Origin of the sequence: Sagittula sp. S175 (assembly GCF_049800975.1) — a bacterium.
Lineage (GTDB): Bacteria > Pseudomonadota > Alphaproteobacteria > Rhodobacterales > Rhodobacteraceae > Sagittula.
On record NZ_JBNAGB010000021.1, the window covers coordinates 18,715 to 40,471 of the forward strand.

At 65.2% G+C, this 21,757-nt stretch carries 21 protein-coding genes; 11 read left to right on the forward strand and 10 right to left on the reverse strand.

Annotation, left to right across the window (positions count from 1 at the left end):
* Nucleotides 1-57: 57 nt before the first annotated feature.
* The 3 genes from ACP16H_RS20420 to ACP16H_RS20430 all read right to left on the reverse strand — a co-directional run bounded on the left by ACP16H_RS20420 (nucleotide 58) and on the right by ACP16H_RS20430 (nucleotide 3,223).
* Nucleotides 58-741, reverse strand: coding sequence for a LysE family translocator (locus tag ACP16H_RS20420; RefSeq protein ID WP_425074088.1), 684 nt, complete (start codon nucleotides 739-741; stop codon nucleotides 58-60).
* Complete coding sequence (locus tag ACP16H_RS20425; protein WP_425074089.1) at nucleotides 738-1,802, reverse strand: isopenicillin N synthase family dioxygenase; 1,065 nt, start codon at nucleotides 1,800-1,802, stop codon at nucleotides 738-740. Before ACP16H_RS20425 ends, ACP16H_RS20420 begins: the two co-directional genes overlap by 4 nt.
* A 74-nt stretch (nucleotides 1,803-1,876) precedes the next feature.
* On the reverse strand, nucleotides 1,877-3,223 hold the full coding sequence (locus ACP16H_RS20430) for an ATP-binding protein (RefSeq protein ID WP_425074090.1): 1,347 nt from the start codon (nucleotides 3,221-3,223) through the stop codon (nucleotides 1,877-1,879).
* Between the two features lie 222 nt (nucleotides 3,224-3,445).
* Here ACP16H_RS20430 and rfbC point away from each other — a divergent pair, with 222 nt between their 5' ends.
* Both rfbC and rfbB read left to right on the forward strand, forming a co-directional pair.
* Nucleotides 3,446-4,009 carry a dTDP-4-dehydrorhamnose 3,5-epimerase gene (gene rfbC / locus ACP16H_RS20435; protein ID WP_425074091.1) on the forward strand — a complete coding sequence of 188 codons (564 nt, stop codon included), beginning with the start codon at nucleotides 3,446-3,448 and terminating at the stop codon, nucleotides 4,007-4,009.
* Nucleotides 4,006-5,052: a dTDP-glucose 4,6-dehydratase gene (gene rfbB, locus ACP16H_RS20440; RefSeq protein ID WP_425074092.1), complete on the forward strand. Its 1,047-nt coding sequence runs from the start codon at nucleotides 4,006-4,008 to the stop codon at nucleotides 5,050-5,052. Before rfbC ends, rfbB begins: the two co-directional genes overlap by 4 nt.
* Before the next feature lie 173 nt (nucleotides 5,053-5,225).
* Here the strand turns inward: rfbB and ACP16H_RS20445 are convergent, their stop codons facing one another.
* Complete coding sequence (locus tag ACP16H_RS20445) at nucleotides 5,226-5,735, reverse strand: hypothetical protein (RefSeq protein ID WP_425074093.1); 510 nt, start codon at nucleotides 5,733-5,735, stop codon at nucleotides 5,226-5,228.
* 366 nt (nucleotides 5,736-6,101) lie between these two features.
* On the opposite strand from ACP16H_RS20445, the gene rfbD reads away from it, so the two are divergent.
* The 8 genes from rfbD (at nucleotide 6,102) to ACP16H_RS20485 (ending at nucleotide 15,473) form a co-directional block, all read left to right on the forward strand.
* Nucleotides 6,102-6,956: a dTDP-4-dehydrorhamnose reductase gene (gene rfbD / locus ACP16H_RS20450; RefSeq protein ID WP_425074094.1), complete on the forward strand. Its 855-nt coding sequence runs from the start codon at nucleotides 6,102-6,104 to the stop codon at nucleotides 6,954-6,956.
* Between the two features lie 191 nt (nucleotides 6,957-7,147).
* The gene (gene rfbA / locus ACP16H_RS20455) at nucleotides 7,148-8,020 is read left to right on the forward strand and encodes a glucose-1-phosphate thymidylyltransferase RfbA (protein ID WP_425074142.1); all 873 of its coding nucleotides are present in this window, start codon (nucleotides 7,148-7,150) and stop codon (nucleotides 8,018-8,020) included.
* A gap of 136 nt (nucleotides 8,021-8,156) precedes the next feature.
* Complete coding sequence (locus ACP16H_RS20460; RefSeq protein WP_425074095.1) at nucleotides 8,157-10,334, forward strand: GumC family protein; 2,178 nt, start codon at nucleotides 8,157-8,159, stop codon at nucleotides 10,332-10,334.
* Nucleotides 10,335-10,449: 115 nt separating this feature from the next.
* The gene (locus tag ACP16H_RS20465; RefSeq protein WP_425074096.1) at nucleotides 10,450-11,130 is read left to right on the forward strand and encodes a class I SAM-dependent methyltransferase; all 681 of its coding nucleotides are present in this window, start codon (nucleotides 10,450-10,452) and stop codon (nucleotides 11,128-11,130) included.
* Nucleotides 11,131-11,196: 66 nt separating this feature from the next.
* Nucleotides 11,197-11,940, forward strand: coding sequence for a sulfotransferase family 2 domain-containing protein (locus ACP16H_RS20470; RefSeq protein WP_425074097.1), 744 nt, complete (start codon nucleotides 11,197-11,199; stop codon nucleotides 11,938-11,940).
* A 1-nt stretch (nucleotide 11,941) separates the two neighbouring features.
* Nucleotides 11,942-13,219: a glycosyltransferase family 4 protein gene (locus tag ACP16H_RS20475; RefSeq protein ID WP_425074098.1), complete on the forward strand. Its 1,278-nt coding sequence runs from the start codon at nucleotides 11,942-11,944 to the stop codon at nucleotides 13,217-13,219.
* Nucleotides 13,177-14,175 (forward strand): glycosyltransferase family 2 protein, encoded by a 999-nt coding sequence (locus ACP16H_RS20480; protein ID WP_425074099.1) that lies wholly within the window; start codon nucleotides 13,177-13,179, stop codon nucleotides 14,173-14,175. Before ACP16H_RS20475 ends, ACP16H_RS20480 begins: the two co-directional genes overlap by 43 nt.
* A complete protein-coding gene (locus ACP16H_RS20485) occupies nucleotides 14,172-15,473 on the forward strand; it encodes a hypothetical protein (RefSeq protein WP_425074100.1) in 1,302 nt (433 codons plus the stop codon). The genes ACP16H_RS20480 and ACP16H_RS20485 overlap by 4 nt, the downstream gene beginning before the upstream one ends.
* Before the next feature lie 22 nt (nucleotides 15,474-15,495).
* Here ACP16H_RS20485 and ACP16H_RS20490 read toward each other — a convergent pair whose 3' ends face one another.
* From ACP16H_RS20490 to ACP16H_RS20500, 3 genes are read right to left on the reverse strand one after another with little or no spacing between them, the layout of a single operon-like run.
* The gene (locus tag ACP16H_RS20490; protein WP_425074101.1) at nucleotides 15,496-16,614 is read right to left on the reverse strand and encodes a glycosyltransferase family 4 protein; all 1,119 of its coding nucleotides are present in this window, start codon (nucleotides 16,612-16,614) and stop codon (nucleotides 15,496-15,498) included.
* On the reverse strand, nucleotides 16,611-17,666 hold the full coding sequence (locus tag ACP16H_RS20495; protein ID WP_425074102.1) for an EpsG family protein: 1,056 nt from the start codon (nucleotides 17,664-17,666) through the stop codon (nucleotides 16,611-16,613). Before ACP16H_RS20495 ends, ACP16H_RS20490 begins: the two co-directional genes overlap by 4 nt.
* Nucleotides 17,663-18,478 carry a glycosyltransferase family 2 protein gene (locus ACP16H_RS20500; RefSeq protein ID WP_425074103.1) on the reverse strand — a complete coding sequence of 272 codons (816 nt, stop codon included), beginning with the start codon at nucleotides 18,476-18,478 and terminating at the stop codon, nucleotides 17,663-17,665. Before ACP16H_RS20500 ends, ACP16H_RS20495 begins: the two co-directional genes overlap by 4 nt.
* Before the next feature lie 241 nt (nucleotides 18,479-18,719).
* Here ACP16H_RS20500 and rdgB point away from each other — a divergent pair, with 241 nt between their 5' ends.
* The gene (gene rdgB / locus ACP16H_RS20505; protein ID WP_425074104.1) at nucleotides 18,720-19,268 is read left to right on the forward strand and encodes an RdgB/HAM1 family non-canonical purine NTP pyrophosphatase; all 549 of its coding nucleotides are present in this window, start codon (nucleotides 18,720-18,722) and stop codon (nucleotides 19,266-19,268) included.
* 5 nt (nucleotides 19,269-19,273) lie between these two features.
* On the opposite strand, the gene ACP16H_RS20510 is transcribed toward rdgB, so the two are convergent.
* Genes ACP16H_RS20510 through ACP16H_RS20520 form a run of 3 tightly spaced genes read right to left on the reverse strand, consistent with a single transcriptional unit; the run spans nucleotide 19,274 to nucleotide 21,750 of the window.
* On the reverse strand, nucleotides 19,274-19,870 hold the full coding sequence (locus tag ACP16H_RS20510) for a GNAT family N-acetyltransferase (RefSeq protein WP_425074105.1): 597 nt from the start codon (nucleotides 19,868-19,870) through the stop codon (nucleotides 19,274-19,276).
* Entirely contained in the window at nucleotides 19,860-20,558 is a 699-nt protein-coding gene (locus ACP16H_RS20515) for a sugar transferase (protein WP_425074106.1), read from the reverse strand. Before ACP16H_RS20515 ends, ACP16H_RS20510 begins: the two co-directional genes overlap by 11 nt.
* A gap of 4 nt (nucleotides 20,559-20,562) precedes the next feature.
* The gene (locus ACP16H_RS20520; RefSeq protein WP_425074107.1) at nucleotides 20,563-21,750 is read right to left on the reverse strand and encodes a UDP-N-acetylglucosamine 4,6-dehydratase; all 1,188 of its coding nucleotides are present in this window, start codon (nucleotides 21,748-21,750) and stop codon (nucleotides 20,563-20,565) included.
* Nucleotides 21,751-21,757 lie beyond the last annotated feature (7 nt).

The window sequence follows — 21,757 nt, forward strand, 5'->3', positions numbered from 1 at the left end:
CTCTGCTCTGCTTCGTCAGAGTGGCCGGATCCAAGGGCCCGGATCAAGGAACTCAGATCAAAGCGCTGTTAGGGCGGTGCCAAACTGTTCCCACAGGAGGCCCGCCGCGATGGCCAGCAGCATCAGTCCCCCGGCCCAGGCCAGCGCCAGCCGTGCGCCTTGGCTGCGGTTCAGCCGCTCTGCCATGCTGCCGCCCATCATTGCCACGGCAAGGTCCGAGGGCACCGCCGTCAGTGGCACCAGTGCTCCGAGGATCAACAGCTGCACCGTGACGTTGGCGTCCCCGGTTCCCGGTCCCGAGGCGACGAAGGGCGGCAGGAAGAGGGCGAAGAAGAGTACTGTTTTCGGGTTCAGCAGTTCCACCAGTACGCCCCGTCGCACGATGGAGATCAGCGGCGCGCGCGGCAGCCCGCTGTCGTCTACATGCAGGTCGGCCTGGGCGTTGCTACGGGCCTCGCGGATCATGCCGAGGCCCAGCCACACAAGATAGGCTGCACCCGCCGTGCGCAGCACCGGAATCACCCAGTCCACCTTGGCAAAGACCGCCGCGAGGCCAAGCGCCGTGGCCACCGCCAGCACCACGCCCCCGAGGCAAAGCCCCAGCGCCGAGGCGAGCCCCGCCGCGCGGCTTTGCCCGATGCTGTGCGACAGTACGTACAGCATCGATGGCCCCGGCGTGGCGCTGAGCGCCAGACCGGCGAGGGTGACGGCGAGAATGGACTGCAAACTGGGAAACATCATGCCACGGGTGTCCTGTCGATACGGTGTTCAAAGGGGTTGTCTATGCTGCTCTCGGCCTGGACCAGGGCTTGCTGGCTGCGCTGCCGCTGGCGCAGGTAGGGGAAATCACGCAGCAACATGCGTTCCAGATGCGCCCCGGCACGGAAGGGCGCGTAATGCGCCATGCCGCGGCGTGCGACCAGTTCCGGAAACGGCCGGATCTCGGTGTCATGGTTGGCGGCCACGAAATAGGGCATGGAGAATCGCTCTGGCGCGAGGTTTAGAACCCGGTGCGGGGTCGAGCGCAAGATCCCGTTTGACCAGGCCTCGAGCATGTCGCCGATGTTGCAGACATAGACTTTACGATCCACCGGCACGTCGATCCACTTGTCGTCCTGGGTCATGACCTGCAGCCCCTCGTTGCGGGTATGCAGCAGGGTCAGGCACTCGTAATCCGTATGCGCCCCCATGTTCACCGAGGTATGGGTCACCGTCTGCGCCGCGCGCACGTAATGCAGCAGGCGCAGTTGCGAGATGGGTTTCGTCATGTGCCGGGTCAGGCTGGTGGGCGGCAGGTCGAGGTGCATTTCCAGCGCGCAGCAGAGCAACCGCCCCAACCGCGAGATCTGGTCGTAATAGCGTGCCACGGTGCTGCGGAAGCCTGCCAGCTCGGGCCAGCTGTTCGGACCCACCAGAAGCCGCCCCGCCATGTAGTCGGGATCATGCGCAGGCCCGTCCGGGCCCAGGTCGAAGGCTTCGTAGTTGCGGTTGACCTCGTCGGCGTAATCGCCCTTTTCGGTGAAGGGAACATACCCGCGGTGGTTGCGGCTGTGGCCGATGTAGCTTTGCAGCTTTTCACGCTCGGGCAGGGCAAAGAAGCGGCGCGCGGCACTATAGGTGTCTTCGATCAGATCAGGGTCGATACCATGACCGGCGATGCGGAAAAAGCCGAATTCGCGGGCGGCGGCGCCAATGCGGTCGGCGATCAGGCGGACCTGGCGCGGATCGTGGCCGCGCAGCCCGGCAACATTGATCAGTGGCAAGCCTGCAGTGGACTGGTGAACGCGGTGATGGAACGACATGATAACCCCCTTCGGTGATGTGAAGGCACTGTTTACGGAACGTAGTTAATAAAGTGTTCTGGGGATAATTGTTCTCAATCTGTGGATAATTGTGGGGCGGCGGGCAGAAGCACTTGGACGGTGGTGCCCCGGCCTTCTTCGGACAGCACGCGGACCTCGCCACCGGATTGCTGCACAAAGCCGCGTACGATCGACAGGCCCAGACCTGTGCCCGCACCCACGGGTTTGGTGGTGTAGAATGGGTCGAAGATCTGCGACAGGTGGCGTGGCGAGATGCCCGTTCCGGTGTCGGTGACCGATAGAAGGACATAGCGGCCATAGGGCAGCTCGCTGTCCGCCAATGCTTCCTTCGCATCCGGGCCGTGGCGGAGGTTCTCGGTCGAAATCTGCGTTGGCCTGTCCGGTGGCATGGCGTCGCGGGCGTTTTCCACGAGGTTCAGCAGCACGGCCTTCATCGCCTCGCGGTCGATGCGCACGGGCCAGCAATCTGCGGCCAGGGACAGCTCCAGCGGATCGGGCGAGACCAACGCTTCGGCACCTTGAAACTGGGTGACGAAGCGGTTGAGGTCGAGGTCCACGGGATCGAGCCGGGTGCGTTGCGCAAAGACCAGCATGTCGCGGATCAGCCGGGCGCCGCGTTGCGCGGCACTGCGGGCAGCGTCGAGGAACTCGGGCGAGCCAGGGCTTTCGGGGTTGACCTCCAGCAACTCGAGATTGCCCAGGATCACCGTCAGAAGGTTGTTGAACTCATGCGCGAAACGGCCCGACAGGCGGCCGATGGCCTCCAGCTTGCGAGCCTCGAAAAGCCGTGTTTCCAAGGCCTTGCGCGCCGTGATCTCCAGCGTCAGCTGAGCGTGCGAGGCGACAAGCTCCTGGTAGCGCTGCGCCGAACGTTCTGCCTCGGCCAGCAGTTCCAGCTTGGCTGCGGTCATCGAGGCGACTGTGCCGAGAATTTCCAGCTCGGCCTCGCCAAAGGCGTTCGGATCGGGATGCTCGCTGTCGATGACGCCGGCAAGGCGGCCCTTGATCACCAGCGGCACGCAGATCTCGGATCGGGCCATCTGCGTGTCGGGGATGTAGTTGAGGTTCTTCAGCAGGTCGCCTTCGATGATCGGCTTGCGGGTCTCGGCCACCCTGCCGGTGATTCCACGGCCAAAGGGGATCACCAGCGGGTTGACGATTTTGCGGCCGAAGGGGTTCTTGCCGCCCCAGGCCGCGGCTTGGGTCAGCTCCGTGCCCGCCTCGTTTGCCTGGTAAATCACGCAATCGACGAAGCCCAGCCGCCCCACCACGTTCTGCGCCACGTACCACAGCAGGTCCTCGACGCTGGGAATGGCGATGAGGTCCACGGCAAAGCGGTTGAGCGTCCGCAACATCGAGGCTTCGTCGACATGGGGGCGCGCCGGGGGAAGTGTGGTCATCTGGCTCTGCACGTCTGGCGTCCTTCGCAATCCGCAAGGGTGGCGACATCGTAAAGTTATACATCCAATACGAATTTCACCAATAGGGAGAATGCAGTTTTACGTGATCCACCGGTCGGCCCGCTACTTTTCCGCATCTCACCCGAGCAGTGCGGGTCTGCTGTCTGGCGACCTGCGTGATGCTCTGTTAGGGCAGGAGCGGACAGTGGTGAGGTGAGACCTGTGCAGATCGATAAGACGGCGCTTGACGGCGTGATGATCCTGACCCCGCGACGCTTCGGTGATGCGCGTGGGTTCTTTTGCGAAAGCTGGAACAAGGCGCGCATGGCCGAGGCCGGGATGGATTACGATTTCGTCCAGGACAACCATTCCATGTCGCTGACCGTCGGCACCCTGCGTGGCCTGCATTACCAGCGCCCCCCCCATGCCCAGGCAAAACTGGTGCGTTGCGGACGCGGGCGGCTGTGGGACGTGGCGGTGGACATCCGGGTGGGTTCTCCCACCTACGGGCAATGGGTCGGGGTCGAGCTGTCCTTCGAGAATGGTCGCCAGCTGATGATCCCGGCGGGCTTCCTACATGGCTTCGTGACGCTCGAGCCCGAGACCGAGATCGTCTACAAGTGCACTGATTATTACGCGCCCGACTGTGACGGGGCGGTGGCCTGGAACGATCCGGAACTGGGGATCGACTGGCCGACATCTGGCGATCCGGTGCTGTCCGACAAGGACGCCGTGGCGCCCCTGCTGTCGCAGATCGACAATCCGTTCGTATGGGGTGACGCATGAAAATTCTCGTCACCGGCGGTGCCGGCTTCATCGGTTCGGCCGTGGTGCGGCAGGCGATTGCGCAGGGCCACCAGGTGGTGAACCTCGACGCGCTGACCTATGCGGCCTGCCTGGATAACGTCAAATCAGTCTCTAATGCGCCCGGATATGCCTTTGAGCAGGTCGACATCCGCGACCGCGCGGCGCTGGACCGGGTCTTCACAGAGCACGCGCCCGACGCGGTGATGCACCTCGCCGCCGAAAGCCACGTGGACCGCTCGATCGACGGCCCGGGCGATTTCATCGAGACCAACATCACCGGCACCTACAACATGCTCGAAGCGGCCCGGGCCTACTGGGTGGCGCAGGGCAAGCCGGAGAGCTTCCGCTTTCACCACATCTCCACCGACGAGGTCTTCGGCTCGCTGCCCGACGACCCGGCGGTAAAGTTCACCGAGGAGACGCCCTACGATCCGCGCTCGCCCTATTCGGCGTCGAAGGCCTCGTCGGACCACCTCGTGCGCGCCTGGCACGAGACCTACGGCCTGCCGGTGGTTCTGACCAATTGTTCGAACAATTACGGGCCGTTCCACTTCCCGGAGAAGCTGATCCCGGTGGTGATCCTGAATGCGCTCGCGGGCAAGCCGCTGCCGATCTATGGCACCGGCGCCAACATCCGCGACTGGCTGTATGTCGAGGACCACGCCGACGCGCTGCTTCTGGTGGTGGAAAAGGGCGAACTGGGCCGCTCGTACAACATTGGGGGCGAGAACGAGCGCACCAACCTGGACCTGGTCAGAACGCTTTGCGGGATCCTTGACCGCCTGCAGCCGAAAGAGGCTGGCAGCTATGCTGACCAGATCACCTTTGTCAGCGACCGTCCGGGGCATGATGCGCGCTATGCCATCGACCCGTCGCGCATCCGCGAGGAACTGGGCTGGAGGCCTTCGGTGACTGTGGAGGAGGGGTTGGAGAGGACCGTGCGCTGGTACCTAGACAACCGCGACTGGTGGCAGGCGCTGCTAGATCGCGAGGGGGTGGGGCAGCGGCTGGGAAAGGGGTAGGTTTCGCGGCACCGATCACGAACGGCAGCGATGCGCAGAAGCGGACGGAACTCCGCTGTGTGTATTTCTCGAAAGCGGCCATTTAAGCAAAGCGCAGTGATCGGCCCCTCCGAGCCCGGAGTCAAAGATGCCGCGGCTCAGGTCGCCTCATTCCAGCCAGTTGACTGGAAGCACTACTGATCGGTCGCCAATGACCGACCGCGGATCCTGCAAGTTCCTTCATGGCTGAATGCTTTCATTCCGCCGGAAATGATGCTGTGGCTCGTCATCGCTACGCTTCCATCGGAAGGGATAGAGATAATCGTTGGGCCAAGACCTTCTATCCATCCGCCATAACGCCCGTTCTTTGTGCTTTCACCGGTGAATTTGGCTGTTGCTGGCGACATCAAGAAGTGGACCGAGTGCTTCGCAGTGCCAGCGAAGCCGCTCATCACTGTCAGCCCCTTGTCATTTCCTGATGGCGTTACAGTGCGCGCGAGATTCGCGTCTCTATTCCACACTATGTCTAAAGCTGACGTCTCATTCTCGGGGAGATGGCCCTCTCGTTTCAAATTTGTCAGCACGCATTGAAACGTCCAAATTTGATGGTCGTTGAACGGCGCGGTGTTCGCAGGCGATACCCCCGCAAGCAAGAACGATACCGCAAGCGCCATTCTCAGGGGAATGTTCAATACTTCGACCATTGCTCAGCCCCTATCACCCTGACTTGTGGCCCGCAAAGATTGAGGCGCACCGTTAAATGATGATGCTACCAAAAGCCTATCCTGGTGCAAGCGAGGCTAACGTCAGCTCTCCCGTTCCTTGGTCGTCCAATGATCTCAGCGTAAGGGACCGCTTCTCCGGACCGGGCGGCTCAAAGCGCCACCGAGGGCCGCTGTCGGTTTCCATTCAGCTGGCATGTCGTGAATGGCGGGACAGGAACATGAGGTTCCCGAATGCGCCCATTGCGTTTTCATTTATCATAACACAAATTACCGGCCACCCCTTGACCCTTTCCCCCGGGGGCGTCCTCCGATAGGTCTGCGGCAAGGGCTGAGTGGGAGGGGCGCGTGATCCTTGTCTTTGGGAAGAGTGGCCAGGTGGCGACGGAGTTGGCGCGGCAGGGCGATGTGGTCTGCCTGGGGCGTGCTGAGGCGGACTTGATGCAGCCCGGCTTGGCGGAGGCGGAGATCGCGGCGCATGCTCCTACGGTCGTCATCAATGCCAGCGCCTGGACCGCCGTCGACAAGGCGGAGACGGAGGAAGCGGCGGCGTTGCGGTTGAACGCGGAGGCTCCGGCAGAGATGGCGCGGGCCTGTGCGGCGGCGAACGAAGGGCGGGGCATTCCGTTCCTGCATGTGTCGACCGACTATGTCTTTGCGGGCACGGGCGATGCGCCTTGGGCCGAAACAGACCCTGTTGCACCACAAAACGCCTATGGCCGCAGCAAGCTGGCGGGCGAGGATGCGGTGCGGGACGCGGGCGGCAACAGCCTGATCCTGCGGACGTCCTGGGTGTTCTCGGCGCATGGGGCGAACTTCGTGAAGACCATGCTGCGGCTGGCGGAAACGCGCGACACTCTGACGGTGGTGGCGGACCAGGTGGGCGGGCCGACCCCGGCGGATGACATTGCGCGAACGCTTCTGGCCTGCGCGGAGGCGATGGCGGGGGGCCAGAGGGGCGGCACCTATCACTATGCAGGCGCTCCCGAGACCAGCTGGGCGGGGTTCGCGCGCGAGATCTTTGTCCGGGCGGGACGACCGGTAACGGTGGAAGACATCCCCTCCAGTGCCTTTCCGACCCCGGCGGCGCGGCCGCTTAATTCGCGGCTCGACTGTGCGCGGCTGGCGGCGGATTTCGGCATTACGCAACCGGACTGGCGTCGCGGGCTGGCGCGGGTGCTGGAGGAGCTGGGGGCCGCCTGACGGGGGCTGACGAGGCCCGGAAAGGTCCGCGACGGTGCGACGGGCATTGAGACGGGCATCGATCGGAAACCCGCAGTCCCAGGCTTTTGGTGCGAAGCGTCTTTTCCCGGGCAGCGTCATCCGCTACCCCTGCACCAGCAGCGCATGGCGTGCGCGGGTGAGACGGGTGCTGAAGGAGTGGGCGCATGAGCATGAAACGCAAGGGGATCATCCTGGCGGGGGGATCCGGCACGCGGCTCTATCCCATCACCATGGGCGTGTCCAAGCAGTTGCTGCCGATCTATGACAAGCCGATGATCTACTACCCGCTCTCGGTGCTGATGCTGACCGGCATCCGCGAGATCGCCATCATCACCACGCCGCAGGACCAAGAGCAGTTCAAGCGTCTGCTGGGCGATGGCAGCCAGTGGGGGCTGCGCTTCACTTGGATCGAGCAGCCCTCGCCCGACGGGCTGGCGCAGGCCTACCTGCTGGCCGAGGATTTCCTGGGCGGGGCCCCCAGTGCCATGGTGCTGGGCGACAACATCTTCTTTGGGCATGGCATGCCGGAGCTGCTGGCCTGTGCCGATGCGCGCACCAGCGGCGGCACCGTCTTTGGCTACCACGTGGCCGATCCGGAACGCTACGGCGTGGTCGGGTTCGAGGCGGACGGGACGGTCAGCCAGATCATCGAAAAGCCGCAGGTCCCGCCGTCGAACTATGCGGTGACGGGGCTGTATTTCCTCGATGGCACCGCGCCGGAACGGGCGGCCAGGGTGCAGCCTTCGGCGCGTGGCGAGCTGGAGATCACCTCGCTGCTGGAGATGTACCTGCACGAGGGCAAACTGGATGTGCAGCGCATGGGGCGCGGTTTCGCCTGGCTGGACACCGGCACACATGGATCGCTGCTGGACGCGGGCAACTTCGTGCGTACGCTGGTGGCGCGGCAGGGCCTGCAGGTGGGCAACCCCGACGAGATCGCCTATGCCCGCGGCTGGCTGAGCGATGCAGAGCTGGCAGAGCGCGCAGAACTGTTCAGCAAGACGGATTACGGGCGGTATCTGCGGGCCCTGCTGCGGGAATGAGATGAGGGGTCGAGACGCCGCACGGTGTCCCGTCTGCCTGCTGCGTCCTGCCTGCAGCCTTGGGTGCGGTGTCGTGGCAGGCAGGGTAAACGCGGCTTGGACTGGCTGCGCGGGGTGGTAAGAAGGGGACGGACCGTTGAGTGAGCAGACCCATTCCACACAACAGGTGCACATGCCATCTGCCGGATCGGCTCCCTCTGCCGATGGCTTCGTCCGGGACGGTCAGGCGAATGCTGCGGAGATCGACATCCTAGCCGTGTTCCAGTCGATCTTGCAACACTGGCTGCTGATCCTAGGCATCGTCGTGATGACCTCCCTGGCGGGGTACTACTACGTCACCAAGATGGTCACGCCGAAATATCTTTCGGCCGCCGTGCTGGCACTGCAATCTACCGAAAGCCAGTTTTCGGACATCAACAGCCTGTTTTCCGGATCGTCGACGGACAAGGCGGCGATAAACACGGAAATTTCTGTGATCCGGTCGCGCAAACTGATCCAGCGGCTGATTGAGGACCTCGATTTAGATCAGATTGCGGAATTCAATCCGGCCCTGCGCCAGCCCCCGCCCCTCTCGCTCGGTGGTTTACGCGCGCTGTTGGCCGGTACGCAAACCGCCGATCCCGACGCCCCGCGGAGCGAGGCGCTGGACCTCGTGATCGAAAGCCTCGTGCGTGATGCAGTCACAGTGGTGGCTCCGCGGGATACCTATCTGCTGAGCATCCAGGTCCGGACCACCGACCCCACGCGCTCTGCGCGTATGGCCAACCATCTTGCCGAGATCTATCTCGACGATCAGATCAGCAAGAAATTCACCGCCACGGAATACGCGGTCAACTGGCTCACCGACCGGGTCAGCACGCTGGAGACCGAGCTGGAAGAACGCGAAGCCCGCATCAAGGAGCTGCGCACCGAGGGCGACCTGATCAGCGTCGAGGCGCTGGAGGCGCTCAGTCTGCGGGCCAAGACCTTGCGGGAACGGATGGGGGGAGCGGAAGCCGATATCGCCGCCGCGCAGGATCGCAAAGCTCTTCTTGACGGGGTCGAGGGGATGCCGCGCGCCGAGGTTCTTGCAATGGTGGGCGCGTTGAAAGATCCCATTCTAGACCGCCTGCTGCGCAACGATCCCGCAGTCGAAGATACGATCTATGTTGCCATCCAGTCCCGCCTTGGCCAGTTGCAGGCTGATGTGAACACCACCTTCGAGCGTGCCCGCTTGCAGCAGGCTGCCCTTCAGTCCGCTCTGGACGACATCGATGCGCAACTGGCCAAGCAGAACGACGAACTGGCGGCCATCACCCAGTACGAACGTGACCTGAACGCGACCCGCGCCCTGCATGAGACGTTTCTAGCCCGCCTGAAGGAGACCTCGTTGCAGGTCGGGGGGCAGCAGGCGGACAGCCGTATCCTGTCCGACGCCGCACTTGGGTACCGGATCTCTCCGCGCAAAACCCGTTTCGTGGCGCTTTGCATCGTGCTGGGGGCCTTGCTGGGCATCGCCGTCGCGGTTCTGCGGCATTTCCGCGCTGATGGCATCCGCACGCCGGACGAGCTCGAGGCTGCAACTGGCAAGCAGGTCTTCGGCCAGCTGCTGCTGTTCCGGATCGGGGTGCGCGATGATCTCATGACCTATCTCGCGGACAACCAGTCCGCCCCCGAGATAGAGGCGGTGCGCAACCTGCGCACTTCGCTGTTGCTGTCGCGCATGGACAATCCGCCGCGCGTTATGATGATCACCTCCTCGGTGCCCGGTGAGGGCAAGACCACGGTCAGCATCTCGCTGGCACAAAATCTGGGCGGCATCGACACGCGTGTCCTGCTGATCGAGGGCGATATCCGCCGCCGTACCTTCCGCGAGTACTTCCGTGACGCGCCCGAGGCGGGGCTGGCTTCGGTGGTCTCGGGCGAGGTGCCCTTCGGGGCTGCCGCCTACCGCGCGCTGAACACCAATTTCGACGTGCTGCTGGGCGACCGCAGCCGGATAAACGCCGCCGACATGTTCTCGTCCCAACGCTTTCGCCAATTTATGGAGACTGTGCGTGAGGATTACGACTATGTCATCATCGATACGCCGCCGGTGCTGGTGGTACCCGATGCCCGCCTGATTGCGCCCTTGGTGGATCTGACCGTGTATGCCGTGTGCTGGGACAGCACCAACCGGATGCAGGTGATGGCCGGACTCAAGCAGTTTTCCTCGATCGGGGCTCCGGTGGATGGCCTGGTGCTGACGCAGGTCAATCCGAAGGCGATGCGGCGCTATGGCTATGACAAACAATACGTCTACAGTCAGTACGGCAAGTCCTACGACGTGGATTGACCGGCCAGAGTGCCGGAAGAAGAGCCGGGCGGAGAGCGTGGAAATTGGAACGGGCTGGCCGATGAGGGGAGTTCCTGCTAAGGCCTTGGGCCTACTGAGGTGGATTTGAGAAGACATGATTGAAAAGATTTTGCGGCGCGTGGCGTGGCGTCGGGACTTGGACCTGCAGCATGTCGACCGCATCCGGAAATGGGGACATCGTCATTACGTCGGCGGGGACACCTCCGAAGCCTGGTACGGCATCGGCAAGCGGCAGTATCATTTCCTTGCATCGCAGGGCCTGCGTGCCGAGCACGTGTTCGTCGACATCGCCTGTGGCAGCCTGCGCCTTGGGCAGTACCTGATCCCGATGCTCGAAGAGGGCAATTATTTCGGCCTCGAGGGTGAACCCGACTTGGTGAAGGCCGGTCTGGAGCATGAGCTGCTGTTCGACCTGGCCGATAAGAAAGCCCCGCGGTTCGCCTACAACTACGGCTTTGCCTTCGAGGGGCTGGAGCAGTTCGACTATGCCATCGCGCAGTCGCTGTTCACCCATCTTACCCTCGATGACATCGAGACCTGCTTTCGCAACCTGCGCGGTCATGCCCATGCCGGCAGCAAGTTCTTCTCGACCTTCTTCGAAGGCGATCCGCAGGTGAACCCCGATGCGGAATCGCATGCCAACAAGGACTGGTATTACCCGTTCGAGGCCTTCCGCGAGATCGGCGAGCGCACGGGCTGGGCCGTGGAGTACATCGGCGACTGGGGCCACGAGCGCGACCAGAAGATGATCTGCGCCACGCCGTCCGGTCACTGAGCCAGACAGCAGGAAACCGCCCGGCGACGGGACCGACGACAAGAACGAGACGCACGAGGGACTGTCATGCCGACTTTTCTGGCCAATGGCGGGCTGCATTGCTTTGCCCATGTCCCGAAATGCGCGGGCACCACGGTGGAGCACCACCTCGCGCAGCGGTTCGGTCCGCTGGGGATGATGGGGAACCATCCGCTGGTGCCGGTTTCCCTGCAGCACCTGACCTGGGCCGATCTTGAGGCCTTTTGCGTACCGGGGCAGATCCTGTCGTCCTTTGCGCTGGTGCGCCATCCGCTGACCCGTTTCGTGAGCACCTACAACATGCGCGTGGCGCAGGTATCACCGCCCTTCCCGCGCGACGTGACGCTGGAGGATTTCGCGGACTGGGTCGCGGCGCGGCTGCCGGTCAGTGCCATGCTGCTGGACAATCACCTACGCCCGCAGGTGGATTTCCTCGGCCCCGACACGCGGCTGTTCCGGCTCGAGGACGGGCTGGACCCGGTGATCGCCTGGCTGGATGCGCAGTTCGGTCCCTGCGAGGCTGCGGCCCCGCTGGGTCACGAACGCCATCGTCCCGACGAGACCGCTGCGCTGTTCGACACGGTGTCTGAGGTGCCGCCCCGGGTGCTGGAGACCGTCGGGCGGCTCTATGCCGCGGATTTCGAACGCCTGGGATATGACATGGCCACGGCCCCGGTGCAGAAGGTTCTGCGCCTGAAGCCGGGGCAGGCCCGTCCCGTGGAGCGCACGCTCTGGCGGTTGCGCGCGGCGCTGGTCTCGGCGATACGGTCACGGCGACATGGGAGGGCCTGAGATGACGGCATCGGACACCATGGCGGCCACCGGCGAACAGAAGGGACGTCGCATCTGCTTCGTCTCGCATGACCCCGGAACGCAAGGCGCCGAGCGCGCCATGCTGGACATGGCGCTGCTGTTTCACGAGGCCGGCTGGTCCGTCACCCTCCTGGTGCCCGAAGGCGCGGGCGGGCTGGTCGAACTGGTGCGTGACGCGGGCCTCAGGGTGCAGACCATGGCCTATCGCTACTGGATGGGGCCGGGGCGGCTGAAGGGGCGGCTGCTGCGGATCGCGTCGCATCTGCGGGCCGTGCCACGGCTGGCGGCATGGTTCCGCGCCGAGGCCTTTGACGTGGTCTACACCCATTCCACTGCCACGGGGGCGCCCGCGCTGGCGGCGCAGCGGGCGGGCATTCCCCATGTCTGGCACATGCATGAGTTCGGCCCCTACGCCAAGGGCGGCAACGCGCCGGTCTATGACCTGGGCGAGGCGCGTACCCTGCGCCTGATGCGCGACAGCGGCAGTGTCTTCGTCGCCGTGGCGCATGTGATCCGCGACGCCTTTGCGCCGCGTCTGCCCGGGGCCGAGATCCGCGTGATCTACCAGCCGGTGCCCTTCGACCCCGAGCCCGCCGCCGGGGACGCCGCCGCCGTGGCGCAGATCGCCGCCATCACCGGCCCGAAGATCATCTACGTGGGCGCGGTCACCCCGACCAAGCGGCAGGAGGACGCCGTGCGCGCCCTGCCCGCCCTGCTGGCGCGTTTCCCCGAGGCGCGGCTGATCCTCGGCGGGCGCACCAACACGCCCTATTTCGACGAGGTCATGGCCTTGGCCCGGGAACTGGGCGTGGACCACGCGATCGTCCCCCTGGGATATCTGAAGAACGCCCCCGCGATCATCGGCCTGTGCGACATCTCCATCAACTGCCGCCTGGCAGAGGCATCGCCGCGGGTGCTGGTGGAAAGCATGTTCGCCGGGACCTGCGTCATCGCCGCGGGCGAAGGCGGCAACGTCGAAAGCCTGCCCCCCGGCACCGGGCTGCTGTATGCCCCGATGGATGGCCCCGATCTCGCCGCGAAGATCCTGCATGTGCTCGACCACCCCGAAGAGCGCGCGGCGATGATCGCCACCGCTCATGACAAGGCCGTGCAGGAACGCTCGGTCGACATCTATTCGAAGACCTACGTCGCGTTGATCGAGGATGCTATCGACGCCGCCCGCGCCCTGCGGGCCTCTACGAGGAGCTGCCCCCCATGTCCGATGCCCCGTCCGAGACCCTGCCCGAAATCTCGGTGATCCTGCTGAACTGGAAGGGCGCCGATGACACCATCGACTGTATCCGTTCGCTCTGTGCCCCCGGTGCGGTGCGTCCGCGCCACATCATGGTGGTGGAGAACCTGTCGGGCGACGGATCGGCCGAGCGCATCGCGCAGGCCTGTGCGGAGAGCGGCATTCCCCTGACCCGCCTGCCCTACACCCCGGCCAGCCACAGCTATGGCCCGCTGGAGGCGACCCCCGAGGCGGGATCGGTGGTGATGATCGAGGCCGACGGCAACCTCGGATTCTGCGTCGGGAACAACGTGGGGGCGGAATGGGCGCTGGCGCATGGCGCCGATGCGGCGCTGATCCTCAACAACGACACCACCGTGGACCCCGACATGATCCCGCAGCTGGCTGCGGCCGCCGCAACGCTGGGACCGCGCGTGCTGATCAGCCCGCAGATCCTGTACGAGGCGAACTCGGACACCGTGTGGTGGTGCGGCGGCGCGTTTTCCTCGGTGCTTTCGCCAACCTACAGCCACCAGGGCGAGAAGCGCCAGACCAGCATCACGGGCTTTCCCGAAAGCCAGTGGGTCTCGGGCTGTGCCACGCTGATCTCGAAGACCCTCTTCGAGGAGATCGGTCTGTTTGATCCGACCTTCTTCATCTGGTGCGAGGAATGGGACCTGTCGCTGCGCGCCACCTCGAAGGGCATCGCGCTGCGGGTCGCCCCCGATGCGATCGTCTACCACAAGGTGGGCAAGTCCCTGGGCATCGTCAGCCCGCTGACCTTCTTCTATTCCATGCGCAACATGATCCTGCTGCGCCGCCGCTACATGGGCCTGCCAAAGCGCGCGGCCTTCAACTGCATCTACCTGCCGAAAAAGGCGATGCAGGCGGTGCAGTTCGCGGTGAAATACCGCTCGCGCCGCTACCTCGAGGCCTTCGTGGATGCGCTCGGCAGCCCGGGCGGCATCTGGGGGCGCCAGTGACACTGAAGCGCTTTGCCTCGCGCGGGGCGGCGGTTGCGGCCTTTTCGATCCTTGCCCGGGTGACGATCCTCGCCATCGGCTTCGTCAACGTGCTGCTGGCCGCGCGGCTTTATGGGTCGGTGGCCACGGGGCAGATCGGCCTGACCTCGGCCATGGTGAACCTCGGTGCGTTGCTGGCGCTCGGCGGGACCGAGATGATGGCGCTGAATCGGCTGTCGGGCCAAGACGACGCGCGCCCGGCGATCTTCACCGCCAGCCTCATCCGCATCGGTCTGGGCGGAGTCATGGTCAGCCTGCTCTGGGCCGCGGCAGTGGTCAGCGGGCTGGCGGAGCCCTATCACGCCGGGCTGGGCGAGGTCCTCTACGCGGGATTGCCGCTGCTGATCGCGCTCGGCGCGCTGCGAGTCTTCTGCCTCGAGGTGATCCGGGCCTCGCAATCGATCCACCTCTACAACGTGGTGGCCGTCACCGCCGCGATGATGCCGCTGGTCTTCCTGCTGGCCTGGCCGTTGCTGCCCGGCGATCTCAGCTTCGCCTGGGTGGTGGCGCTGTCCGAGGCGGTGAACGTCACGCTGATCGCCTCGGTGGTTTGGTGGCACGGGTTCGGGTTGCGGATCGTGCGGCTGAGCCGCGCCGACCTGCGCGCCACCCTGTCCGAGCTGCGCCCCTTCTATGTCTCGTCAGTCTCGGTGGCGGTCTACCAGCTGGACATCCTGCTGATGGGGTTCTTCGCCGATCCGGCGGTGCTGGGGGTCTACGTGCTGGCCTCGCGGCTGGCCAATGTCATCAGCCTGCCCAAGAATGCCGCGGGCATCAGCTTTGCCCCGCGCGTGGCGCAGCTGTTCCGCAACCAAGGGCAGGAGCCGGCCTTTGCCTATACCAAGCGGATATCGCTGTTCTACATGCCGCTGTCGCTGGTCGTCTTCGTCCTGCTCTGGGCCGGTGGCGGGCTGGTCTTGGGGTTCATCAACCCGGCCTTCGTCGCGGGCAAGCCGGTGCTGGTGCTCCTGTGCCTGGCGCATCTGGTGCTGGTGCTGACCGGGTATAGCGGGCAATTCCTGCTGCTGACCGGGCAGGAGAAGCTGCAGCAGGGGGTCTTTGTCGCCGCCTCCGCCGTGATGATCCTCGGCATCGTGGTGCTGGTGCCGGTCATGGGCACCGAAGGCGGGGCGCTGGCGGTGCTGGCCGGGGCGCTGGTGCGGGGGGGCGTGTCCACCTACGTGGTGCGCCGCACCTTTGGCGATGGCGTGTCCGTCTGGGCGGTGGCGTCGATGCTGCTGGCGCGGCGGCAGGCCTGACCGCGCGCGCCCCGATGCAAGGTCACAGGTCGCGGTAGAAGGCGCGCATCGCCTCGGTGATGCGTGGGCGGCTGAATTTCTCCACCGCGCGGGTGCGCCCCGCCTGTCCCAGCCGGGCGCGCAACTCCGGCTCCTGTGCCAGTCGCTCCAGGCAGGCGGCCAAGGCGGCCACGTCGCCCGGCGGATGGGTCAGCGCGGTCTCGCCCTCGGCCACGGCGTCCACCAGTCCGGGGATCTTCGACGCAACCACCGGCAGCCCGCAGGCCGCGGCCTCCAGCGCGGTCATGCCGAACCCCTCGCGGTAGCTGGGCAGGCTGAAGATGTCGCTGGCCGCAAGGTAGTCGGCGTGTTCCATGGTCGGGCCGAGGATCCCGATCCGGGCGCCGGTCTCGCGTGCGCGGGCCTCGATGCCGGGAACCAGTCCCTCCTCGTCGCGGCCCATCAGCCACAGCACCGCATCCGGTCCCAGGTTTGCGCGGATGAAGGCTTCGACGAGGTCCGGCACGCCCTTGTCGCGGTTCATCCGGCCGAGGTAGCTGACCACGATCGCCGCCTCGGGGATGCCATGGCGCGCCCGCATCCGGTGCCGGGCCTCGGGCGAGGGATGGAAGAACTCTGAATCCACCCCGGCGATGGAGCCTTCCTCCAGCACCTGCGGCTGGCTGCGGAACCCTTCGGAGCGCAGGAAGTCCACCTGCGAGCGGCTGTCGGCCAGAACCCGGTGGGCCAGGGCCATGGTCGTCTTGTCGAGGGTCTTCAGCAGCGTCCGTGCCGCACCGGTCCGCGTCGCCCAGACCTGACCGGTGGCGTGATGCACCCGCCGCGCGCCGCCCCCCAGCGTGGCGGCCAGCATCCCCAGCAGCCCGGCCTTCGGGATGACCGTGTGCACGATGTCGAACCTCTCGCGGCGCATGATCCGCCAGAGCTGCCAGAGCGCCCGCAGGTCCGCGCCCGGCGCGATGTCGCGCGCGATGGGCACGTGCAGGGCACGGGCGGCCTCCAGTTGCGGGGCGGCGGCCTCGGCGCCGAAGTTGGCAATCACGGTGATGTCGTAATCGTCCGCCAGATCCTGCGCATGCACCTTCAGGAAGGCGTTGTAGGTCAGCGGGATCGCGACGACGTAGGCCAGTTTCTTCTTCAAAACGCTTTGTCCCATATGAAGTGGTAGGGAATGAACGGGCTTTCCCCGAGGCCCTGGCTGGCAAAGAAATTCCGCAAGGTGAACAAGGCCCCGATGTAGCCTGCCAGCCCCAGCCCGAAGAGGAAGGTCGATCCCATCTGCTGGCCGAGCTTCAGCCGCGCCACATAGGTCAGCGGGATCACCCACAGGAAGATGTCCATGAACCGCAGCCCGGCATAGCTGAACCGGGCCAGCATGAACGACAGCCCAATCGCCAGAAAGGCCGCCGCGGCCATTTGAACCAGGTGACTGCGACGCAGCGGCAGCCAGAAGGTGAAGGGCAGGAACAGCGCGAACTTGATGACCCCCGACAGGCCCGCCGCGCCACCGGAGGCACCCAGGGTGTCGGCGCTGGAATAGCGGTCGATCTGTTCCAGTAAATAGCCTTGGATGCCGAACAGCGCCCCGATCAGCGCGAGGAAAGCTCCCGCGCGAAACAACAACGCCCGGCGCCGCATGTTGCCAGAGGGAAACAGCCACAGTACCGCGAAGGCCACTAGGATGGAGAAGTGGAACAAAAAGGCCACGGCCCCCAGAAGTCCTGCCCAGATCCATTGCCGTCGCTGGAAACACTGGAAGAACAGCAGGAAGAAGACTGTCGCCAGGCCGATCCGCAGACCGTTCATGCTGTAGCCGATGAAATAGAGCGGTGCGAAATAGGCGAAAAGATAGACCAGTTCGTTGTAGGTGGCCCGCCGGATGAAGACCAGCACCGCACCAAAGAACACGACGGCGAAGAGGTTCACCAGGACGTCCGGGTCCGTGGTGAGGTAGGACAGGAGGTTCGCGGAAAACAGGAACCCAGGCTCCAGCGCCAGCGTGTAGCCGCGAAGGAAGAAATCGATCATCACGCGATAGGTGTAGGTATCCGTCCCCACCGACCCGCGCAGCGCCGCCATGGCGGTGAACAGCAGGCAGACCACGGCCCCTGTCCATTTCGTCGCCGTGCTGCGCGTGCCCGCCAGAAGCAAGCTCTGTGTACCCAGCAAGAGAAGGGAGAAGGCGTAGATCATTGCGCGCGACGGCTCAGGACTAGGCGGCGCAGGTGCTTGGCCAGCGACCAGCCCGACAGCACCAGCCATTCGCCGCCGCCCATCAGGCCCGCGCGGCGCAGCTTTGACAGCGTGGTCAGCTCGCCCTTTTCCATGCGCCAGAGGTTGCCGCTCAGCCCCCCTGCCCCGTAGCGGGCCTTGAACAGGCGCGCCAGGGGCCAGTCGATGCGCACTCCCTTGCCGCCCGACAGAAGGATCTGCGCCCAGAGCAGGGAATCCTCCGCGGTGCGCTGATCCTCGGCAAAGCGCTGCGTCGCGCTCCGGCGCAGCATCACCGTGGGGGTGGACCACGGGTTGGACCGCTTGACCCAGGCGGCGGTCACCGGGCGGCAGGCCGCTTTCAGCGCGGCATCGGAGGTGTCGATGGGGGCATGGGGCGTGTCTTCGGTGTCGGCCACGTCACACAGGTGGCCGGCGATGACCAGCTCGGGGTCGGCGGCAAAGAGCCGGACCTGGAGCGCGACCTTTTCCGGATGCCAGGCGTCATCGGCGTCCAGAAAGGCGATCAGGTCCCCGGTGGCCCGGGCCCAGCCGTGGTTGCGCGCACGGGACGGCCCGCCGTTGCGGTCCAGCATCAGCGGCAGGATGCGGGCTTCCTCGGCGGCGAGCGCGGTCATCACCGCGCGCGTGTCGTCCCGGCTGCAATCGTCCACGAGGAGGATCTCGTGCACCGGATGGCTCTGGGCCAGGACCGAGGCCACGGCCCGTCGCAGGGTGGCTGCGCAGTCGTAGCACGGCACGATGACCGAGATCCTCGGGGCAAAAGAGGCCATGGTGGCTCCTGAACAGAACGGGGCGCTGCCCCACGCGAGACGACGGTTACGGCGCGTTCTTAAGCAAGTTTTCGGGTCACGACCAGTGTTCGGCCTATCCGCCATCGGCTGCCCTTTGCATCAATGCGACCGAACAGGGCCGTCCGCCGATTGTACGTGGACGCCTGTCCCAGCCTAGGTTAGGGGAGCGGCAGGGCTGCGGCCCTTGCTTGCGATTACGAACAGAACGGCTGTTTCTAACATGAGCACCAAGACGATCAAGGTCATCACCGGCAACAAGGGCAAGGCGGCGGAACTGTCGGCCATGCTGGGCTGCGAGTTGGAATGCCACAAGCTGGACTTGCCGGAGATCCAGTCGCTCGACGTGGCCGAGGTCGCCCGCGAGAAGGCGGCTGCGGCCTACGCGCTTGTGGGCGCGCCGGTGATCGTCGACGACACGGGCATGAGCCTCGATGCGATGGGTGGTTTCCCCGGCGCACTGGTGGCCTGGATGCTGGACGCGACCGGCAACGATGGTGTGCTGAAGCTGCTGGCGGGCGAGGACAACCGCGCCGCCACGGTGACCACGGCGCTGGGATATGCCGACGAGAACGGCGTGCAGGTCTTTGTCGGCGCGGTCGAGGGCACCATTCCCACCGAGGAACGCGGCACGGACGGTTTCGGCTATGACCCGATCTTCATCCCCGCGGGCCACGAGGCGACCTTTGCCGAGATGGACGCGGACACCAAGAACAGCCTGTCCATGCGCAAGCGCGCCGCCGACAAGCTGCGCGCCTTCTTGGAGGGCTGAGGCGCTCAGAGCCGCTGCACGTAGACCGTCGATGGCGCACCGCCATGGACGGAGGTGGTGGCGGCAGCTGTGGCGCCCATGCGGGTGTAGAAACGGTGCGCGGGAGCCAGGCTCTCGCCCACCACGATGCGGAAGGCCTCTGCCCCGTCCCTGCGCAGCGCCTCGGACAGCCGCGCATACAGCCGCTCCGACACGCCGGTGCCGCGTGCCTCGGGGGCGATGACGATGGACAGAAGCTCGTACCGGGGCAGCCCGTCGGCGCCGTCCTCCTGCCTGCGGTACCGCAGAAGGTCGATGACGCCCTTCACGGCACGTGGTGTCAGGACATTGGGCAACAGCGCCAGCATCAGGCGCGGCGCCTGTTTCAACAGGGCGCGATAGACCGGTCCCATGCCGGGGCCGCCGGTGACGAACCCCAGCACGCGATCGCCGTCGCATTCCACGATCAGGTGGGTCGCGGGGTCGGCATCGATGGTGGCATAGAGCAGCCGCAGAACGCGCTGCCCGAGGCTGGCCAGGAAACCGCGGTCCAGCCCCTGCGCATGCAGCGCTGCCACCTGCGCATACAGATCCGCGGGACCGGTGCCGCCATCAGGCCGCATCGCGGGAGGCTCCTCCCGGGTAGTTCAGCCCCGCGCGCAACTCCGGCGGGGGCGGGGGCAGGTCGGGGAAGGCGCGCCAGACCGCGTCGCTGTCGGGCTTCAGCAAAGCCACCACGGTCAGCCAGATCAGTTGCAGGTAGGTCCCCACGCCACGGTTGGCGACGTACCATTCCTCCAGCAGACCCTTGTAGGGCATGATCAGGTGATCATAGACGTGATCGGGGTCGGAGGCCGCGTGCATCATCTCTTCTTCGTCGCGGAAGACCACCGAGCCCAGCCCCGACAGCCCCGGCGCGACCTTGACGATCTCGGCCTGCGAGCGGTCCGGGAAGGCGTCGAAGCAGCGCTGCGTCTGCGGGCGCGGGCCGATCACGCTCATCTCGCCGAAGAAGATGTTCAGCAGCTGCGGCAGCTCGTTGATCTTGGTCTTGCGCAGGAATTTGCCAAAGGGCAGCACGCGCGGGTCGTCCTTCAGCGTCACCGTGCCGGTGCCCATGGCTGGGCTGTCCTTGAGCATGGTGGCGAATTTCTTGACGCCGAACATGCCGCCGCCCTTCCCCACCCGCTTTTGCGTAAAGAACACCTCTCCCTCGCCGGTCAGGCACAGGATGATGACCACCGGGATCAGCAGCGGCGACAGCAGCAGCAGCGCCAGCCCGGACAGGACGATATCGAGAAAACGTTGCATGGGCTTACATCCGGCTGTCGAGGTAACGGCCGGTCTCCTTGTGGTCGAACTCGGGGATCATGTCCTTGAACAGGGCGACGATCTCGGGCTTGTCCCAAGTCCCTGCGTCGCGCATGGCGGCGATCGCGGACAGGAAGCGGTCAAGCTTGTCGGTGTCGAAGACGGGGTCGTTCTTGATGATGCCCACACCGTTCAGGCGATCGAGGTCCAGCGTCTCGCGGTCGGTGAAGAATTCCTCGAAATCCTTCTCGCCGGTGGTGTCGGAGGCAAAGAAGTAGACCGGCCAGCGGCGTTCGGCGATCAGCTCGGCGGCGCGGTCACGGGCCTCGTCCTCGCTGTCGCATTCGTAGGGGGTGTAGCCGCGCGCCTCGAGGTAGCGCACCGCGTTGTCCGAGAATTTCGTCAGGCGCAGCGCCTCGGACATCTTGGGGAAGAACACGTCGCGGTTCTCGCCCAGCAGGCAGGACATCAGGCACAGCTCGCCCGATTCCTGCGGCGTGATGAAGTAGCGGTGCACGTCGTTGGGTGCCGAGATCGGCTGCCCCTTGGCCAGGCGCTGGTTGAACCCGTGCAGCAGCGAGCCGTCGGAGAAGGCCACGTTGGCAAAGCGCGCGGTGGACACCGGCTGGGTCAGGCTCTCGCGCATCAAGAACATCTCCATGATGCGCTTGGACGCGCCCATCATGTTGACGGGATTGGTCGCCTTGTCGGTGGAGGCGCAGAAGTAGTTCCTTGCCCCCGCCGCCCGGGCCGCCTGCATGGTCGAGATGGTGTTGAGCACGTTCACCTCGATCATCCGCATCAGGGTGAAGGGGTCCTTCTCGGAGCGGACGTGTTTCAGCGCCGACAGGTTCAGGACGTAGTCGTATTCGCCCTCGGCCGCCATCAGCGCATCAAAGGCGCGGTCGCCGCAGTCCAGTGCGAAGGTGCGGAAATCACCGTCGCCGTAACCGATGGTCGAGCGCAGCGAGCGCACCAGTTCGACCATGTTGTTTTCCGAGATGTCGACCACGTGCAGCGCGCGCGGGTTGCGGCGGAATATCTCGGTGGCGGTGGCCTGCCCGATGGAGCCGGCCCCGCCGATCACCATGAAGCGCCCGTCGCGCACGGTTTCCGAAAGATATGCCTCGTTGTCGGCGATATCACGGGTGAAAAGTGCCGCGTCGCGGCCGAGAAGATCGAGAATGTTCATATGGGGC

Coding starts and splice junctions, on each gene's coding strand:
- ACP16H_RS20420 (WP_425074088.1), bottom strand. CDS start 741: ATGATGTTTCCCAGTTTGCAGTCCATTCTCGCCGTCACCCTCGCCGGT.
- ACP16H_RS20425 (WP_425074089.1), bottom strand. CDS start 1,802: ATGTCGTTCCATCACCGCGTTCACCAGTCCACTGCAGGCTTGCCACTG.
- ACP16H_RS20430 (WP_425074090.1), bottom strand. CDS start 3,223: ATGACCACACTTCCCCCGGCGCGCCCCCATGTCGACGAAGCCTCGATG.
- rfbB (WP_425074092.1), top strand. CDS start 4,006: ATGAAAATTCTCGTCACCGGCGGTGCCGGCTTCATCGGTTCGGCCGTG.
- ACP16H_RS20445 (WP_425074093.1), bottom strand. CDS start 5,735: ATGGTCGAAGTATTGAACATTCCCCTGAGAATGGCGCTTGCGGTATCG.
- rfbA (WP_425074142.1), top strand. CDS start 7,148: ATGAAACGCAAGGGGATCATCCTGGCGGGGGGATCCGGCACGCGGCTC.
- ACP16H_RS20465 (WP_425074096.1), top strand. CDS start 10,450: ATGATTGAAAAGATTTTGCGGCGCGTGGCGTGGCGTCGGGACTTGGAC.
- ACP16H_RS20470 (WP_425074097.1), top strand. CDS start 11,197: ATGCCGACTTTTCTGGCCAATGGCGGGCTGCATTGCTTTGCCCATGTC.
- ACP16H_RS20475 (WP_425074098.1), top strand. CDS start 11,942: ATGACGGCATCGGACACCATGGCGGCCACCGGCGAACAGAAGGGACGT.
- ACP16H_RS20480 (WP_425074099.1), top strand. CDS start 13,177: ATGTCCGATGCCCCGTCCGAGACCCTGCCCGAAATCTCGGTGATCCTG.
- ACP16H_RS20495 (WP_425074102.1), bottom strand. CDS start 17,666: ATGATCTACGCCTTCTCCCTTCTCTTGCTGGGTACACAGAGCTTGCTT.
- ACP16H_RS20500 (WP_425074103.1), bottom strand. CDS start 18,478: ATGGCCTCTTTTGCCCCGAGGATCTCGGTCATCGTGCCGTGCTACGAC.
- rdgB (WP_425074104.1), top strand. CDS start 18,720: ATGAGCACCAAGACGATCAAGGTCATCACCGGCAACAAGGGCAAGGCG.
- ACP16H_RS20510 (WP_425074105.1), bottom strand. CDS start 19,870: ATGCGGCCTGATGGCGGCACCGGTCCCGCGGATCTGTATGCGCAGGTG.
- ACP16H_RS20515 (WP_425074106.1), bottom strand. CDS start 20,558: ATGCAACGTTTTCTCGATATCGTCCTGTCCGGGCTGGCGCTGCTGCTG.
- ACP16H_RS20520 (WP_425074107.1), bottom strand. CDS start 21,750: ATGAACATTCTCGATCTTCTCGGCCGCGACGCGGCACTTTTCACCCGT.